General features: G+C 57.5%; 16 protein-coding genes. 13 read left to right on the top strand and 3 right to left on the bottom strand.

The window, feature by feature from the left end; translation table 11 throughout:
• Positions 1-99 precede the first annotated feature (99 nt).
• The 13 genes from KFJ24_RS16830 (at position 100) to KFJ24_RS16770 (ending at position 12,369) form a co-directional block, all read left to right on the top strand.
• On the top strand, positions 100-1,425 hold the full coding sequence (locus tag KFJ24_RS16830) for a DASH family cryptochrome (protein WP_250832284.1): 1,326 nt from the start codon (positions 100-102) through the stop codon (positions 1,423-1,425).
• Positions 1,422-1,922 (top strand): DUF6231 family protein, encoded by a 501-nt coding sequence (locus tag KFJ24_RS16825; protein WP_250832283.1) that lies wholly within the window; start codon positions 1,422-1,424, stop codon positions 1,920-1,922. Before KFJ24_RS16830 ends, KFJ24_RS16825 begins: the two co-directional genes overlap by 4 nt.
• Entirely contained in the window at positions 1,913-3,571 is a 1,659-nt protein-coding gene (locus KFJ24_RS16820; RefSeq protein ID WP_250832282.1) for a phytoene desaturase family protein, read from the top strand. The genes KFJ24_RS16825 and KFJ24_RS16820 overlap by 10 nt, the downstream gene beginning before the upstream one ends.
• Before the next feature lie 2 nt (positions 3,572-3,573).
• A complete protein-coding gene (locus KFJ24_RS16815) occupies positions 3,574-4,167 on the top strand; it encodes a tRNA-uridine aminocarboxypropyltransferase (protein ID WP_250832281.1) in 594 nt (197 codons plus the stop codon).
• Positions 4,168-4,239: 72 nt separating this feature from the next.
• Complete coding sequence (locus KFJ24_RS16810) at positions 4,240-4,497, top strand: TIGR03643 family protein (protein WP_284709203.1); 258 nt, start codon at positions 4,240-4,242, stop codon at positions 4,495-4,497.
• An 80-nt stretch (positions 4,498-4,577) separates the two neighbouring features.
• Complete coding sequence (locus KFJ24_RS16805; RefSeq protein ID WP_250832280.1) at positions 4,578-4,997, top strand: YkvA family protein; 420 nt, start codon at positions 4,578-4,580, stop codon at positions 4,995-4,997.
• A gap of 67 nt (positions 4,998-5,064) precedes the next feature.
• Positions 5,065-5,841, top strand: a complete 777-nt coding sequence (locus KFJ24_RS16800; RefSeq protein ID WP_250832279.1) for a MotA/TolQ/ExbB proton channel family protein — start codon at positions 5,065-5,067, stop codon at positions 5,839-5,841.
• Between the two features lie 3 nt (positions 5,842-5,844).
• The gene (locus KFJ24_RS16795; RefSeq protein ID WP_250832278.1) at positions 5,845-6,762 is read left to right on the top strand and encodes a flagellar motor protein MotB; all 918 of its coding nucleotides are present in this window, start codon (positions 5,845-5,847) and stop codon (positions 6,760-6,762) included.
• A gap of 227 nt (positions 6,763-6,989) precedes the next feature.
• Positions 6,990-8,198, top strand: coding sequence for an ammonium transporter (locus KFJ24_RS16790; protein ID WP_250832277.1), 1,209 nt, complete (start codon positions 6,990-6,992; stop codon positions 8,196-8,198).
• A gap of 202 nt (positions 8,199-8,400) precedes the next feature.
• The gene (locus tag KFJ24_RS16785) at positions 8,401-9,834 is read left to right on the top strand and encodes a circularly permuted type 2 ATP-grasp protein (protein ID WP_250832276.1); all 1,434 of its coding nucleotides are present in this window, start codon (positions 8,401-8,403) and stop codon (positions 9,832-9,834) included.
• Positions 9,828-10,766: an alpha-E domain-containing protein gene (locus KFJ24_RS16780; protein WP_250832275.1), complete on the top strand. Its 939-nt coding sequence runs from the start codon at positions 9,828-9,830 to the stop codon at positions 10,764-10,766. Before KFJ24_RS16785 ends, KFJ24_RS16780 begins: the two co-directional genes overlap by 7 nt.
• The gene (locus KFJ24_RS16775; RefSeq protein WP_250832274.1) at positions 10,763-11,548 is read left to right on the top strand and encodes a transglutaminase family protein; all 786 of its coding nucleotides are present in this window, start codon (positions 10,763-10,765) and stop codon (positions 11,546-11,548) included. Before KFJ24_RS16780 ends, KFJ24_RS16775 begins: the two co-directional genes overlap by 4 nt.
• A gap of 95 nt (positions 11,549-11,643) precedes the next feature.
• Positions 11,644-12,369, top strand: a complete 726-nt coding sequence (locus KFJ24_RS16770; RefSeq protein ID WP_250832273.1) for a proteasome-type protease — start codon at positions 11,644-11,646, stop codon at positions 12,367-12,369.
• A 6-nt stretch (positions 12,370-12,375) separates the two neighbouring features.
• Here KFJ24_RS16770 and KFJ24_RS16765 read toward each other — a convergent pair whose 3' ends face one another.
• The 3 genes from KFJ24_RS16765 to KFJ24_RS16755 are packed head-to-tail and all read right to left on the bottom strand — an operon-like array spanning position 12,376 to position 16,431.
• Positions 12,376-13,458 (bottom strand): lipocalin-like domain-containing protein, encoded by a 1,083-nt coding sequence (locus KFJ24_RS16765; protein WP_250832272.1) that lies wholly within the window; start codon positions 13,456-13,458, stop codon positions 12,376-12,378.
• Positions 13,455-15,740, bottom strand: coding sequence for an FtsX-like permease family protein (locus KFJ24_RS16760; protein WP_250832271.1), 2,286 nt, complete (start codon positions 15,738-15,740; stop codon positions 13,455-13,457). Before KFJ24_RS16760 ends, KFJ24_RS16765 begins: the two co-directional genes overlap by 4 nt.
• Positions 15,741-15,747: 7 nt before the next feature.
• Entirely contained in the window at positions 15,748-16,431 is a 684-nt protein-coding gene (locus tag KFJ24_RS16755; protein ID WP_250832270.1) for an ABC transporter ATP-binding protein, read from the bottom strand.
• Between the last annotated feature and the right edge of the window lie 6 nt (positions 16,432-16,437).

Raw genomic sequence — 16,437 nt, 5'->3', positions numbered from 1 at the left:
GCTTTCCCGGCCCGATACTTCCTTTTCTGCCGCAACAATCTTTTGGAAAGCCAAGCACGTACACTTCAGCATTCGTTGACTGAAAAGGAACGCATCGACTTGCGCACCCTCTACTGGTTTACCCGCGATCTTCGACTACACGATAACGCGGCCCTGCTTGCCGCCTCGAAATCCGACATGCTGCTGTGCGTGTATGTGGTGGATACGCGCTGGTTCCAGTCCGGCCCGCTGCAAAGTAAAGCCATGGGCGATCATCGCTGGCGTTTTCTCTGGCAGAGTCTGATGGCACTGGAGCGCAGCCTGAGGCCGCTGGGGCAAAGGCTTCATATCGCCTATGGCGAACCGGAAAGGGTGATTCCAGAGTTGGTGCATTCCCACCGAATCGAACGGGTGATCCGATCGCGGCAACCAGGCACCACGGAAGCACGTCAGTGGCAGGCGATCAAGGACGGGGTGCCGGGCACCCTGTTCCAGCAGTTCGAAACTCTCAGTATGTTCACCGAGGGTTCCCTGCCAATGGATTTGCAGGACCTGCCGGATACCTTTTCCCAGTTCCGCAAACAGGTGGAAAAAACCGGCGAGCGCTGTTCCGAGCGATTACGCATACGCACTCTGACAGCCTTGCCGCCACCACCGGGTTTTCCGGAAGACAACCGGGGTGACTGCCCGGCCATTGCCGAACCCCTGCATCCCCTTCTGTTTACAGGGGGCGAAGAGGCGGGACAGCAACAGCTTCGGGAATTTCTGTTCGTCAGACACGCCATCGACAATTACAAGGAAACCCGCAACGCGCTCGACACCTGGGACGCTTCCTCCAGGTTCTCACCATGGCTGGCAAACGGCTCGCTGTCGGTTCGGGAGGTGGCGGAAACCATCGCAGAATACGAACACAGCGAAACCAAAAACGACTCCACTTACTGGCTATGGTTCGAACTGCTCTGGCGGGAATACTTTTACTGGTACGCCCTTAAACACGGCGCCGACCTTTTCCGCCGCGACGGTGTACAGCGAAAGCGTCGCCCTGTCACTTTTTACGGGCACCGGTTCAAGGCCTGGTGCCATGGCAATACCGAGTATCCGCTGGTTAATGCTGCGATGAATCAGCTTCGTGAAACCGGCTACATGAGCAACAGGGCCCGCCAGCTCGCCGCCAGCATTTTTGTAAACGAGCTGGAACTGGACTGGCGATACGGTGCAGCATGGTTTGAAGAGCAACTGATCGACTATGATGTAGCTAGCAACTACGGCAACTGGCAATACCTGGCTGGCGTAGGTGCTGATCCCCGCGGGTTGAGACAGTTCAATCTGGAGAAGCAGGCCAAACAGTACGACCCTCTCGGCACCTTCGTGGACCGCTGGGGAGGCCACGCCGACCAGCCAGTGGGATTACACACAGTGGACGCAGCGGACTGGCCTATTTCATGACAGCATCCAGAGAAGACACCGGCACACCGAGAGAAACCCTCGCGCGCATCATCGACACCACACAGCCTGAAACGTTGCTGTGCTGTGGCTCGGTAGCGGGAGAGGTCGCTGAGCTATGGCAGCGACACCAGGAGACTTCACGCGTCAGGACACTCGATACCTCCGACCCCAATGCCACGTTAAACCTGGACACCGTGCATGACCTGGCTCTGATTTCCGACACTCTGGAACACCTGCCCCATGATGAAGGCGCATTATTGCTCGGGCAATTGCGCAATTACGGCACGCATCAGATTGCCGTTCTGGTTGGTGAGGCCCCGGATTGGGCCTTTACCGATTTCATCGGTCTGGGTTTCCGGCGCCACGCAGAACTTGAAAGTGGTAACGGTGCACTTACGCTCTACACCTACAATCTGGATACTTACAACCATAAACGGGCCTGGAACAACCCTGACAACTGGGCCAATCCTGAAATGTGGGGTAAAGCATGGTGGTAGACAGCGGATCGAAAGAGAAGCCTAGAAACAAGTTAAAGCCGAGCACCATTCGCATCGGCACCCGTTACCGGGCAAACCGGCTCAAGGGGCCTTATGATGCCATCGTGATCGGATCCGGTATTGGTGGGCTGACAACAGCCGCCTGTCTCGCCAAAGCCGGCAAGAAGGTACTCGTGCTGGAACAGCATTACACCGCCGGCGGCTATACCCACAGTTACGCCCGCAACGGCTATGAGTGGGACGTGGGCGTGCATTACATCGGTGATATGGGTTCATCCCGTACCCTCGGCCGTCGGCTGTTTGATTACATCACCGACGGCAAACTGAAATGGGCACCCATGGATGAGAACTACGACCGTTTTTTCCTGGGTGACAAGGTGGTTAACCTTCGCGCCGGCAAGGAAGGTTTAAAGCACTCATTACTGAGCGCTTTCCCCGATGAACAGGACGCCATCGACCGCTATGTGAAGCTGCTTGGGAAAGTAGCCGATGGCATGCAATGGTACACACTGTCGAAACTCACCCCTGGAATCCTCAGCCCCGTGGTGCACAAAGGGCTGGATGTTGCCCTGCCAGACTGCTTCAACAAGACCACCTGGGAGGTCCTCAGGGAGCTGACAGACAACGAGGAGCTCATTGGCGCTATCGCCGGCCAATGGGGCGATTGCGGGGTCACCCCGAAACAGTCCAGCTTTATGGTTCATGCACTGATCGCCAAGCATTACCTTTACGGCGGCTTTTACCCGGTGGGCGGTGCATCCGAGATTGCCAAAAACATCATCCCGGTGATTCAGGAACCTGGCGGTGACGTTTATACCTATGCCGATGTCACTGATATCCTGATCGAGAAAGGCAAGGCCTCCGGCGTTCGCATGGCCGATGGCGAAGAAATCCGCGCGCCGATGGTTATCAGCAATGCCGGGATCATCAATACCTTTGAAAAGCTGCTGCCGGAGGATACTGCGGCAAAGGCCGGTTACCCGGGCAAGCGCGAGCACATAACACCGTCCATGCCACACATCGGGCTCTATATCGGTCTTAAAGGCACCCCGGAACAGCTTGGTCTTCCCCGCACCAACTTCTGGATCTACCCCAGCGCTGACCACGACGGCAATGTCCAACGGTTCCTGAAGGATCCCGAACACAGCCAATTCCCGGTCGTCTATATCTCGTTCCCGGCCGCCAAGGACCCGGATTACCAGAACCGATGGCCGGGTACCTCAACCATCGAGATCGTCGCCCCCACCACCTGGGAGATGTTCGAGCCCTGGGAAAACACCACCTGGGGCAAACGTGGTGAAGACTATGACGCGATGAAGGAGCGCATTACCCATCAGATTCTTGAGGTAATGTACGAAAAGCTGCCCCAATTGCGCGGCAAGGTCGACTATGTAGAAACTTCCACTCCGCTTTCCACGGCCTGGTTCTGTCGGTATGGACGGGGTGAGCTCTACGGGCTCGATCATACCCCGGAACGTTTCGAGCAGGACTGGCTGAAACCGAAAACCGACATTCCCGGACTCTTTCTGACCGGGCAGGACGTTCTGACCTGTGGTGTGGTGGGCGCGATGATCGGGGGCCTGGTGGCAACCCTGGCCATACGGGGCTGGCGCGGCGCAGGGCTGGCCAAGCGTATTTTTGTCGGATAGCCATGCCACGACCCTGCTGCGAACATTGCGGCCTGCACCCGAATATCTGTGTATGCGGATACTGCGGCGCCGTGCAAAACAGGACATCACTGACGGTACTGCAGCATCCATCCGAGGTTGGGCGAAGCAAGGGAACGCTTCGGATTCTGCAACAGTGCCTGGGTAACCTCCGTGTTTTCGTTGGTGAAACGCCGGAGGATTTCCGCCAGTCCGGTTTCACCGGCGAGCTTTGCCCGGACACCACCGCTGTTCTGTTTCCGGGCCCCGACAGTCAACCGGTCGAAGCGACAGACCTGAGCCAGATTAATCACTGGATTGTTCTGGACGGAACCTGGCGAAAGGCCGCGAAACTTCTACACCTCAATCCCACGATTGGCGAATTGCCGCGATTCCACTTCGCCTGCCCTCCGGCCTCCCGATACATCATTCGCAAGGCCCCGGGTGAGCACCACCTTTCAACGGCAGAAGCAGTCCACTATCTCCTGAAAAACCAGGAGCCCGGTCTTGATGCCATGCCAATACAGACAGCCATGACGGCACTGATCGAGAAACAACTGTCACAGATTCCCCGGGCACTGAGAGATCGGTACCAGTAACATCACGGATCATGAGACGAAGCCGGCGGACTGACGTATTGCTTTGGTGTTACTGAAACCGGGAGCAGTCCGATGTCATTTGAAGATCAACAGGCTGATCTTTCCAGGCTTATTGAAATGGCCTGGGAAGACAGGACCCCTTTCGAGGCCATCGAAACCCTGTATGGCTTGAAAGAGCAGGAAGTCATTCGCCTGATGCGCCGGGAGCTGAAGCCGTCGAGCTTCAGGTTATGGCGGAAACGGGTCACAGGAAGGAAGACAAAACACCGTATGCTGAGACCCGCCGGTGTCGAGCGAGGGTATTGCCCAACCCAATACAAGCCCCGTTAACGGTGCAACGGTTGGCAATACCAACTGGCTTGAGCGATCATACAGGCTCACATTCCCATCAGCGTAAAGGACGACATTTCATGGCACTGTTCAGCCAGAAAAATGCCGAAGATCAACTGAAGTCTGAGGCGGATAACGTCCATAGCGCAGACCTTGAAAAACTGCTGGACCGGCAGCGAGCCATTGAAGACAAAGTGAAAAATAGTGGCAAGCTCAAGCGCTTTAGTGCAGACATCCACTTGATGTTCTCAATGATTCGGGACTACTGGTATGGCAACTATCGCAGCGTGCCCTGGAAAACCATCGCCGCCGTCGCCGGTGCCCTGCTATACGTTCTGAATCCTCTCGACGTCATTCCCGATATCATTCTGGGCTTCGGCTTTCTGGACGATGCCGGGGTTGTCGCTTTCTGCCTGAAAATGGTTGAGTCGGACCTGCATCGTTATGCTGCATGGAAAGAACAAGAGGAAGATCACAGACCATCGACCCAATCCAATTGATTGAATACTGAACTACCGGTAGTCTCACTTTTCGACCATCAAACAAGCATCTGCCTCCGGAGCAAACGTGGATTTCGCTACCCTGATCGGCCTCGTAGGGGCCATCGTACTGATCGCTTCAGCGGTAATCCTCGGCGTGTCGCCGGATGTGTTCGTCAATGGTCCGTCACTTCTGATTGTCATCGGGGGCAGCGCACTGGTGGTGCTGGCCAAGTTCAGTTTTGCCCAGTTTTTCGGTGCCTTTGGTGCGGCCATCCGCGCCTTCAAGTTCAAACTTCCCGAAACCCGTGCCGCCATTGAGGAACTGGTAGAAGTTGCCCAGATTGCCCGTAAGGAGGGCCCCCTGGGTCTCGAAGGCAGGGAGGTTGGCTCACCCTTTCTCAGTCAGGGCGTACAGATGCTGGTAGATGGTCAGAATGGCGAAACCATCAAACAGCTACTCAGCAAGGAACGGTTGATGACGCTGGAACACAACCGCTCGGGCGCCAAGGTGTTTACTGCGCTGGCCGATGTCGCCCCGGCCATGGGCATGATCGGTACACTGATCGGCCTGGTCCAGATGCTATCCAACATGGAAGATCCAAAATCCATTGGGCCCGCCATGGCCGTTGCCCTGCTGACAACACTTTACGGCGCCATGCTGGCCACTATGGTCGCCTCGCCGATCGCGGACAAACTGTCACTTCGGATGACCGAAGAGGCCCGTATGCAGTCGCTCTACACTGATGCGCTGGTGGCAATTCAGGAAGGTACCAACCCCAGAGTCATCGAACAGCTTCTCTCCAGCTATCTGCATCCGAAAGAACGGAACAAGGCAGGAGAACCAGAAGCTGCGGGCGGATAGCCGATGGACGAATTGCCCGAAGAGGAAAAGCCGGGGATCCCCGCCTGGGTCGTGACATTCGCCGACTTGATGTCATTGCTGATGTGCTTTTTTGTTCTCCTGCTGTCGTTCTCGGAGATCGATGCCCAGAAGTTCAAGCAGATTGCGGGCGAGCTCTCCAAGGCGTTTGGTGTTCAGCGCGAAGTGCCGGCGCTGGAAATTCCCGAAGGCACGAGCCCCGTTTTCGACAAGTTCTCACCGGCACCACCAGAGCCCACGGTGGTCAATGAGGTCAAGCAGATCACCACAGACCAGCAGCCGGAACTCCAGACGTTCAAAAGTCCAACCGAACGGGCGGTGGAATCGGCCAAGCAGGAAACCATGGATCAGAGCGCCGAAGAAATCATGGCGGTGCTGGACGACGCGATCCGTGATGGCAGGATCGCTGTGACCCAGGGCAAGCACCGTATCGTTATCCGCGTTGAAGAAAAGGGCTCTTTCCCGTCAGGGTCGGCGGAACTCACCTGGGAGTTCGAGGGACTCCTGCTGGAGATGGCCAGTGTCCTGGCCAACATTCCCGGTAAGCTGACGGTTGAGGGGCACACCGACGACGTTCCTATCCGCACCTCACGCTTTTACAGCAACTGGGATCTCTCTGCGGCACGTTCTGCCGCCGTAGCCAATGTGCTGCTGGCCACCGGAGATATCACTCCCACACGCCTGGCGGTCAAGGGTCTTGCCGATACGGAACCCAGGGTTGCCAACACATCCGCTGAAAACCGGGCAAAGAACCGCCGCGTGGAAATCATCGTTGACCTTTCCGGCCCCCTGCAGGAACAGGAAATTGAGCTGAAAGAACTCATTGAGTCGGAATCCCTGAATCAGGAAACAGTCATCGGAATCGAGTCCGATGATGCGCCGACCAGTAAGATTAACTGGTAATAGCCAATGCCCTCCCGAAGACCAATTCAGTGCACGCCGACGGAAAACGCACTTCTTCAGTGCGTAAACAAGGCAAACCTCCTCACTGCCAGGACCTGACATCCTGCCAACCCCCTACCCCCTAATGATTTGCATTATTTTGGAACATCTATTGCTTAAAGTGCACCCTACCAATGCACAGACAGCCCGGCAGAGGCTGATAAACACAACATCAGGAGAGATAACCCGTGGACATCACGAGTGCAGTACACACCCTGACCGAAAGCGCCAACACGCTGTTTATTCTTATCGGTGCCATCATGGTACTGGCCATGCACGCCGGCTTTGCCTTCCTGGAAGTGGGCACGGTCCGACACAAAAACCAGGTCAACGCCCTGGTTAAAATCATGACCGACTTCGGCGTATCCGCAGTGCTGTATTTCTTTGTCGGTTACTACGTCGCCTACGGCAGCCACTTCATGACCGGAGCCGCCGAACTGACGGCCGGCAATGGTTACGAGCTGGTTAAGTTCTTCTTCCTGATGACCTTTGCCGCCGCAATCCCGGCCATCGTCTCAGGCGGTGTTGCCGAACGTGCCAAGTTCTATCCCATGCTGATCGCTTCCGGCCTGATTGTCGCGCTGGTTTACCCGTTCTTCGAAGGGCTGATTTGGAACGGTAACTATGGCTTCCAGGGCTGGCTGGAGAACCAGTTTGGTGCAGCATTCCACGACTTCGCCGGCTCTGTTGTAGTGCACGCCGTGGGTGGCTGGGTCGCACTGGCAGCTATCCTGCTGCTCGGTGCCCGCAACGGCCGCTATCGCAATGGCCGCGTGGTGGCCTTTGCCCCGTCGAACATTCCTTTCCTGGCGCTCGGCGCCTGGATCCTGACCGTTGGCTGGTTTGGTTTTAACGTTATGTCTGCGCAAACCCTTGATGGCATCAGTGGCCTTGTGGCTGTGAACAGCCTGATGGCCATGGTTGGCGGTATTCTCGTGGCCATGGTGCTGGGCAAGAAAGATCCCGGCTTTATTCACAACGGACCGCTTGCCGGCCTGGTCGCTGTGTGCGCAGGCTCCGATCTTATGCACCCTGTTGGTGCGCTCATTACCGGAGCGGTAGCCGGCGCTATCTTTGTCTACCTCTTCGAATGGGCCCAGGACAAGATCGAACGTCTGGACGACGTTCTGGGTGTCTGGCCTCTGCACGGTGTTTGTGGTGTCTGGGGCGCGATTGCCTGCGGCATCTTTGGCCAGGAAGCCCTGGGCGGTCTCGGCGGTGTGAGCCTGATGTCACAGATCATCGGAGCCGTTGCAGGCGTGATCGTGGCCTTTGGCGGCGGCCTGGTGGTCTATGGGGCAATCAGTGCCATCTCCGGCCTGCGCCTGACCGAGGAAGAAGAGTTCAACGGTGCAGACGTCAGCGTCCACCGCATTGGCGCAACCGCGGTCGAATAAACATCTTTTTTTCCTGCTTTCACAGGCGGCCATCTGGCCGCCTGTTTTATTTTACCCGACCCTAATTGACAGATACCCGGCCGTCGCCTTTTCTTAAAGAACCCAATAATAGCGATCTGACACCGACTGGCCCGTCTTTTGCTGCCTGATACTTCCATAGGTGCCAAATCCACTGGCACGGTCAAGGGAGACGAGCAGAATCATGCTGATTCAGACACCAGGCGAAGGCCTGTATGACGAGTTGTTCGATCAGGACAACCGGGTACGCCCCCATTACAAGATGCTTGAGGAATGGTTGGTCAACGCGGATGAGGGCCTGATCGCTGAAAAACGCAGAGAAGCCGACGTTCTGTTCCAGCGATTGGGCATCACCTTCAACGTTTATGGTGAGGACCAGGGGGCAGACCGGCTCATCCCGTTCGACCTTATACCTCGGGTTATCTCCGCCAGCGACTGGCAGAAGCTTCAGGCCGGACTGCGCCAGAGGGTGCAGGCACTCAATCGTTTCCTGTTTGATATCTACCATGGTTTTGACATCGTCCGGGCCGGTGTCATCAGCGCCGAACAGGTCTTTGCCAATCCCCAGTATCAGCCCGGAATGCAGGACCTGAAACTGCCCCGCAACCTGTACTCCCATATTGCCGGTATCGACCTGATCCGCCATAACGACGGTGATTTCTATGTACTGGAGGACAACCTCCGCTGTCCCAGCGGTGTCTCCTACATGCTGGAAAACCGACGAATGATGATGCGGTTGTTTCCGGAGCTGTTTGCCCACGCCCCGGTGGCGCCCATTGACCATTACCCTAACCTGCTTGGCGAAACCCTGCGGGCCGCCTCGCTCAAGCCGGACCCCACGGTAGTGGTGCTGACCCCCGGTCGTTTCAACAGTGCCTATTTCGAGCATGCGTTCCTGGCGCGGCAAATGGGCGTGGAACTGGTGGAAGGTGCCGATCTGTTCGTGCACCAGAACAAGGTCTTCATGAAAACCACGGTGGGTCCGCAGCAAGTGGACGTAATCTACCGCCGTATTGACGATGATTTCCTCGACCCTCTCGCGGGCAACCCAGACTCCATGCTTGGTGTCCCCGGACTCTATGCCGCCTATCGTACCGGCAATGTCGTGCTGACCAACGCCATGGGCACCGGGGTCGCAGATGACAAGTCTATCTACCCTTATGTTCCGGACATGATCCGGTTTTATCTGGATGAGGAACCCATCCTGAAAAATGTCCCCACCTGGCAATGCCGCAAAGAGAAAGACCTGAAGTACGTGCTGGATCACCTTTCTGAGCTTGTGGTCAAGGAAGCCCAGGGCGCCGGCGGTTATGGCATGCTGATCGGGCCCAAGGCCAGCAAGAAAGAACTTTCCACCTTCCGCAGCCTGCTCAAAGCCCGACCGCAGGATTACATTGCCCAACCCACTCTCAGCCTGTCCACCTGCCCGACCTTTGTGGATGAGGGCATTGCACCCCGACACCTGGACCTTCGCCCGTTTGTGCTTTCCGGGAAAAAGATCCAGATGGTGCCGGGCGGCCTGACCCGCGTGGCTCTCAAGAAAGGCTCCCTGGTGGTGAATTCGTCCCAGGGTGGCGGCACCAAAGACACCTGGGTAATGGAGGATGACTTATGCTGAGCCGCGCTGCCTCCAGCCTGTTCTGGATGGCCCGTTATCTGGAGCGGGCAGAAAGCCAGGCAAGACTGCTTGATGTCAGTCTGACCATGGCCCTGATTGATGTACCGGAAGACCGGGTCGAACAGTTATCGGTCCCATTGCTGGTCTCCGGAACCCGGGAGATCTTCTTTGAATACCACGAGGAAATCACACCCCAAAACCTGATTGACTTCCTGTTACTCGATGACCGCCATCCGGCCAGTGTGTACAACATCATTCAGAATGCCAGAGACAATGCCCTGCATGTCCGCGGCAACCTGTCGGCCGATGTCTGGGAGAGCATCAACCAGGCATGGCTGGAACTCAAGGAGCTTCAAAAGAAAGGGGTAACAGAATCCAATGCCAGTAGCGTTTTTGACTGGGTTCGGGAGCGCTCTCACATGTTCCGGGGTGCAGCTTACGGCACGCTGCTGCGAAACGATGCTTTCCACTTCCTGCGTCTCGGCACTTTTATCGAACGGGCGGACACGACGGCACGGGTGCTCGACATCCGTCATGTTATGGCCGTGAGAGCCATGGAAGAGCACGCCACACAGTCGTTCTTCGAGTGGACAGCCGTTCTGCATTCCCTGGCGGCCTTCGAGGCCTATCAGAACACCTATGGTCACAACCTGGAGCCCATGAATGTTGCCGAACTGCTGATCCTTGAAGCGGATGTGCCCCGCTCTCTGCATGGCTGTCTGAAAGAAATTGCCAGCCTGCTTGAGCAGATTGAGAGTGGTAACGCGAAGCGCTCCCGCCGCCTGGCTTCCAGCTTGTATGCCAACATTCATTACGGCGACCGCGATTACATAGCAGAGCGCGGACTGAACGAGTATCTGGTCGACTTTCTGGATCGCATTCAGGGTATTGCCGGGCAAATCCAGAAAGACTATATGGGGTGGAAGCAATGAGACTCAACATTCATCATCAGACACGGTATACCTACGAAACCCCGGTTCAGAACAGCATTCAGTACATCCGGCTGACGCCGCGGAACACGCCCCAGCAGCGTATTCATGACTGGAAGCTAAGCACGCCGGGCGAAACCAGCCAGATGATGGACGGTTTCGGCAACCCGGTGACCGTGATGACACTCGATAACGCTGTCCCGGAAATTGTTTTGACGGCGGAAGGCGTGGTGGACCTGACCGGTAAACCGCTGACCCGTGACGACTCACCCTTCCCGCCCCAGGTGTTTCTGCGGCACACGCCGCTGACCGAGACGGACAAAGCCCTCAAGAAGTTCGCCAGTCAGTACTCGTGCAACAAGCGAAGCCTGGTGCGCCTGATGAAGCACCTTCGTGAGCACATTGCCTTTATGCCGGGTGCCACCACAGTCACCAATACCGCCAGCGAAGCCTTCAAACTCGGCGCCGGAGTATGCCAGGACCACACCCATATTTTCATTGCCTGCTGCCGCCACATTGGCGTGCCGGCCCGCTATGTCAGCGGCTATATTCATTCCACCAGCGATGACCATGTCGCCACTCACGCCTGGGCCGAAGCCTGGATAGGCAGCAACTGGCACACATTTGATGTGGTCAACACCCTGAATGTGGCAGAGAGCCATATAAAGCTGGCCGTAGGCCTGGATTACCGGGATGCGGCACCCGTCCGGGGCGTGCGCAGCGGTGGCGGCATGGAGCATATGGAAACTCGGGCGTGGGTAACGGAGGCCACGGGCACTCAGTAACAAAAATCATGGAAATGCGTCAATAAACCCTCACACCCGACCGGGAGTTATGATTAGACTACGCTCGTTTTCAAAAGCCTTATCAGGAGGGCTTCATGACTTATTGCGTAGCGATGCGACTTGCCGACGGGCTGGTGTTCGCATCGGATTCCCGGACTAACGCCGGTTTTGACCAGATTTCCACATTTCGGAAAATGCATGTCTTCGAGCAGCCCGGAGAGCGTGAACTGGTGCTGTTATCTGCAGGCAATCTGGCCACCAGCCAGAGCATCATCAGTCTGCTTGAGCGACGGGCAGGCACCGATATCGCTAATCTTTTGAATACGACGTCCATGTTCGAAACCGCAGAAATCGTTGGCCAGACGATGCGAGAGGTCATTAAACGGGACAATCCGGATGGCAAGCTCAACAAGGTCGATTTCAGTTGCTCCATGATTCTCGGAGGTCAGATCAAGGGCGAGGAACACCGCCTGTTCAACATCTACCCGGAAGGTAACTTCATCGAAGCAACAGAAGAAACGCCGTATTTCCAAATCGGCGAGTCGAAATACGGCAAGCCGATTATCGACCGCATAGTGAACTACCGGACACCCCTGGAACGGGCTTACCAGTGTGCGCTGATTTCCTTCGACTCTACGATGAAAAGCAATCTGTCCGTCGGCATGCCTCTGGACGTGGCGATCTATCGGAAGGATGGCCTCAAGCCCTGCTTTACCGATCGTGTGGAAGAGCACTGCGACTATTTCCACACACTGAGACAACAATGGCACCAGGGTATCCAGGAGCTGTTTACCGGTCTCCAGCCGCCGGGGCTGGGTTGAAACAGCCTAGTCGTCATCGTAGCCGGTCAGCTCCATATAGCCCTCTCCTGAATGACTGCCTGAAACGCTGACCGGGCTTTCCCAATAAGCATACAACCCGCTATTCCGGTAGTTGCCTGCGGGCGCCGCCACGTTGATATCAACCTGATAGTCCGGTAACTGAAGCCGCCAACCCGTTGGTGTCTTGCCGCTAAATGCCAGGGGCGTCAGCGTCAAGTCACTGGCATTCAGCATTTTTGGGGGGCCGCTTGCGGGAATCCAGGTTCCCGATTGAAAGACATCGCCTTTATTCCGCAACTGGAACGCCATAAGCTTGTCGCCGGAATCCAGGTGCAGTGCAAACCAGTCCCAGCCCTGCTGGCCAGCTTTAAGAAACTGGCTACTCCATTCCCGGTCAAACCAGCCCCGGCCCTTCACCGCTACTGCCTCACCGCGCATGGTTACCGTTCCCTCAATGGCAATATCCACCAGGCTGAAATACATCGAGCCTTCACCACTGGCGGATTTGGCACTAAAACCGTGGTCACCATGGGCTACAGGGTCGCCATTGATATGCAGCAGCAGGTCATAAGACCAGTCGGACGATTCGACCCGCAGACGCCAGCTGCCGGCGTCCTGCTGCCGGAGCTGCCAGTTGTCCAGCCACACGTGCAACGGCTCCGCAACGGCGCCGGCATGACCAACATCGCCCCGGGCCAGTTTCTCGGCAAACCGGTGTTGGCCATCCAGACTGATAGCGGCATGGGCCATCCACGCGGCCTGAAGCGGCCACTGTGAAGGGAGAGGCGGAACCTCGCTCACCGCTCTGGGCTGAATCGCCTGCCGGAACTGTGTCCACTGTACTCCCAGAGGGCGGCCATCGGAGGTCTCAAGGTTGGCAGTCAGGTACCACCACTCGATCCGATGACGGGGATGGGGGCCAAGGTCCTCCGGGAGGTGCACTCGATCGCCCGGACCAGGCTGCAGAAAGGCTAGCTGTTGCCCGGTCTTTCCTGGACTGGCCAGACCGGCAAACCCGGCATCTTCCGACTCTCCGGAGCATCCGGCAACAACCACAAGAAACACCAGCAACAACCCCAGCGGTCTCATCGTTCACCTCCGGTCTGGCCACTGGCAGACGTTGGCATCGATGCAGGCCTTCGAAGCTGACGACGCATCAAGCCAGCAATACTCAGGCCGACTATCAGGCTGAGCATACCCAGTTCCAGCCAGAATTCAGGATACACGGCCATCGGCAGGGACCAGCCAAAGGCCAGCGGGTTGATGCGATGCACAAGAACCCATGTCAGCCAGACCCCCAGGGGTAACGCCAGCACGGCAATACCGACGGTCAAAGTAACAGACAGCCGCACCAGCTGACCCGCCAGCTCCCTTCGCCGCATCCCCCATACCGCCAACAGCTGGAAGTACCAGACCCGGGTCGAGAAGAACACCCAGCCCATGATAAGCAGTGCGATGGCCGCCAGGACCAACGTGACGAAGGTCATGGCCCGGGTCAGCAGGAAGGTCTGGTCAAACACCGCGTCAGCCAGTGCACGGACCCGCTGGTTGTCACGCACCGTTAGATGCTCCACGTTCCAGACCTGCTTAAGGCCCGCAGTGACTTCCGCCATGCTGGCCCTGCCCGGACTGATGGAAAAGCTTTCAAAGGATGGCACGAACGAATCCGGCAATTGCTCTGCGTTAAGCAACACTTCGCCCGCCGGACGACCGTAATCGGGATAGACGCCCAGAACCGGCAGAGACAGCGGCTCACCGGCGACAACCACCGACAGGGTGTCGCCAACGGCGAAGGCATGCCGGCGAGCCAGCTGTTCATTCACCATGAGCCCCTGCCCGGCTCTGAATTCTGGCCAGGCTTTTTCGGCAGCACTCTGCAGGGTCCACCGCCTGAGCATTGGGCTCACCGGCGCAACTGCAAACATATCCACTGTTTGTTCTGGCTCACCGGATTCAGCCACGAGGCGGGCCTCACCACGGACCACCCGATGCCACTGGCCAGTCTCCGAAAGTACCTGGCTGGCCTGAAGCCATTCGACAGCAGGCCGGTTGTCAGCACCAGCAGGCACTTCAATGAAATAGTCCGCCGCCAGACGCTGGGAGAGCCACTGATCAAAAGTTGCTTCAAAGACAGTCACCAGAGCCTGCACCGCCAGCACCATTGCCAGGGCGAACTGTAGTGCCACCAATGGCAACACAAGTCGGCGCGCGAGGACGCCAAGCTCCGAATAATGCCAGCGTTTCAGAGGTTCCTGCTGGCGCCCGGCCTGCCAGCGCGCCACACCGGCAATCGCTTTTGGTGCCAGGATACCGGCACCCGCAAAAACCAGCGCGACCGCGAGGAAGACAGTGGCCAGTGAGCTGGCAAGGAGCGCAAGAACCAGTCCAGCAACAAGAACCGCCAGTGCCAGCATACGAATCCGGCGGGGCGAAGGATGCAGCAGTGCCTGTCCCGGCAGCTTGAGAACATCGGCAAGACAGACCGAGACCACCACCGCCATCATCGTCAGAACCGGGATCAGCCAGGTTTCACCCTGCCCCGCATAGAGCGGGATATCAAAAAGGCCTTCCAGGGCCTGACCGAAGCCACCACCCACAGTCCCGGCCAGCAACCGGCCCAGCCAGACACCGGGCACGATACAGACGAGTGCAAGCAGGACAATTTCCAGCACCAGCATGCGGTTTAACATTGACCGCTGCACCCCAAACCGCTGGAGCAACACGAAGCTATCGCGCCGCTGGGCTATCCCCAGATGATAAACGCTGCGCAACAGCAGTGCGGTAATCAGCAAGACCAGAAATCCCAGGGCATCAAGATTGAGCAGGAAGCTATCGCCCAGTTCTCCGGTGTCCGGCCCCAGGGAGAATGCTGTTTCGCGATATCCGGGGGGAAATAAGGAAGGATCGGACCGGTCCGGTACCAGCAAGGACAGCTCGGAGCGGACACCATCGGCGGAACCGGCCATGGCTGCCGCCTCACTTATGTCCAGGAATGGTTTGCCATCCAGAGGCTGGTTCCAGCGCTCCACTCCATCACTGCCATCCTGGAAACAGGCTGCCGCCAGCGGGTCAATTCCGATCATGCGCCCCGCCGGCGCCGGTCGAACCACCTCAAGCCAGGGCATGACACAGGTTCCGGCCCGCCGAAGCGTGACAAAATCCTGCACGGTGACTTCTTGGCCGTCTGTACGCTCAACCTGCCTGCGTTCCTCAACGGCCCGCTCACTTTGACCGAGACTGGCCCTCGCCTGGTCGGTCAGGTGGCTGACTCCGGTCCACAGCATTGTCGCGACCACAATCATCACGGCAAGCGCCACCAGTTGCAGGGGATGACGGCGGTAATGACTGAACAGAGCGGGTAACAGGATCATGTTGGGCCTAAACCGAGACCCTGTGCGCAAGATCCAGCCGTTGGCCGCACCTTGCTGCCAGTTCGCCGTCGTGCGTCGCCAGAATCAGGGCGCAACCACTATCGGACTGAAGCCGGAATAATTCTTTGGCGACTTCATCAGCGGTCAGCCGGTCAAGACTGCCGGTGGGTTCATCGGCAAGGATCAGGGCGGGCTTCATGGCAAACACCATGGCCAGAGCGGCACGCTGGCGCTGCCCCCCGGAAACCTGGTCCGGGTACCGACCGGCAAGACTGCCGATGCCCAGACGGTCCAGCCAGCTGGTACAACCCGACTCGTCCTGCCCCGCCAGCTTTGCCCTCAGGCGGACGTTGTCCAGCAACGACATCGCGGGCATCAGGTTAGCTTCCTGGAATACAACGCCAATCTGTTGTCTGCGCAGATCGGACCAGCGCCGTTCCCGGGAACGGCCGTCCATCGCCTGACGGCTATCAAAGGTGTTGCCGAGAATCGAGATCATCCCGGCATCCGGTTGCTCCAGCCCACATAACAGATTCAGGAGCGTACTTTTCCCAGAGCCCGAGCGGCCCATCAGCGCCAGCGACTCGCCACGGGCCAGTGCCAGAGAGATATCCGATAACACCGGAATCTGCTCGGCACCACTGTAGAAGTTCTTGCTCAACCCGTGAACGCCTAATAGCGCGTCTTTCATGCCTTA

Source organism: Marinobacter sediminum, assembly GCF_023657445.1.
GTDB classification, from domain to species: Bacteria; Pseudomonadota; Gammaproteobacteria; order Pseudomonadales; family Oleiphilaceae; genus Marinobacter; species Marinobacter sediminum_A.
The sequence above is the reverse complement of the archived record's forward strand: the minus strand, read 5'-3'. Positions and strand labels throughout refer to the sequence as shown.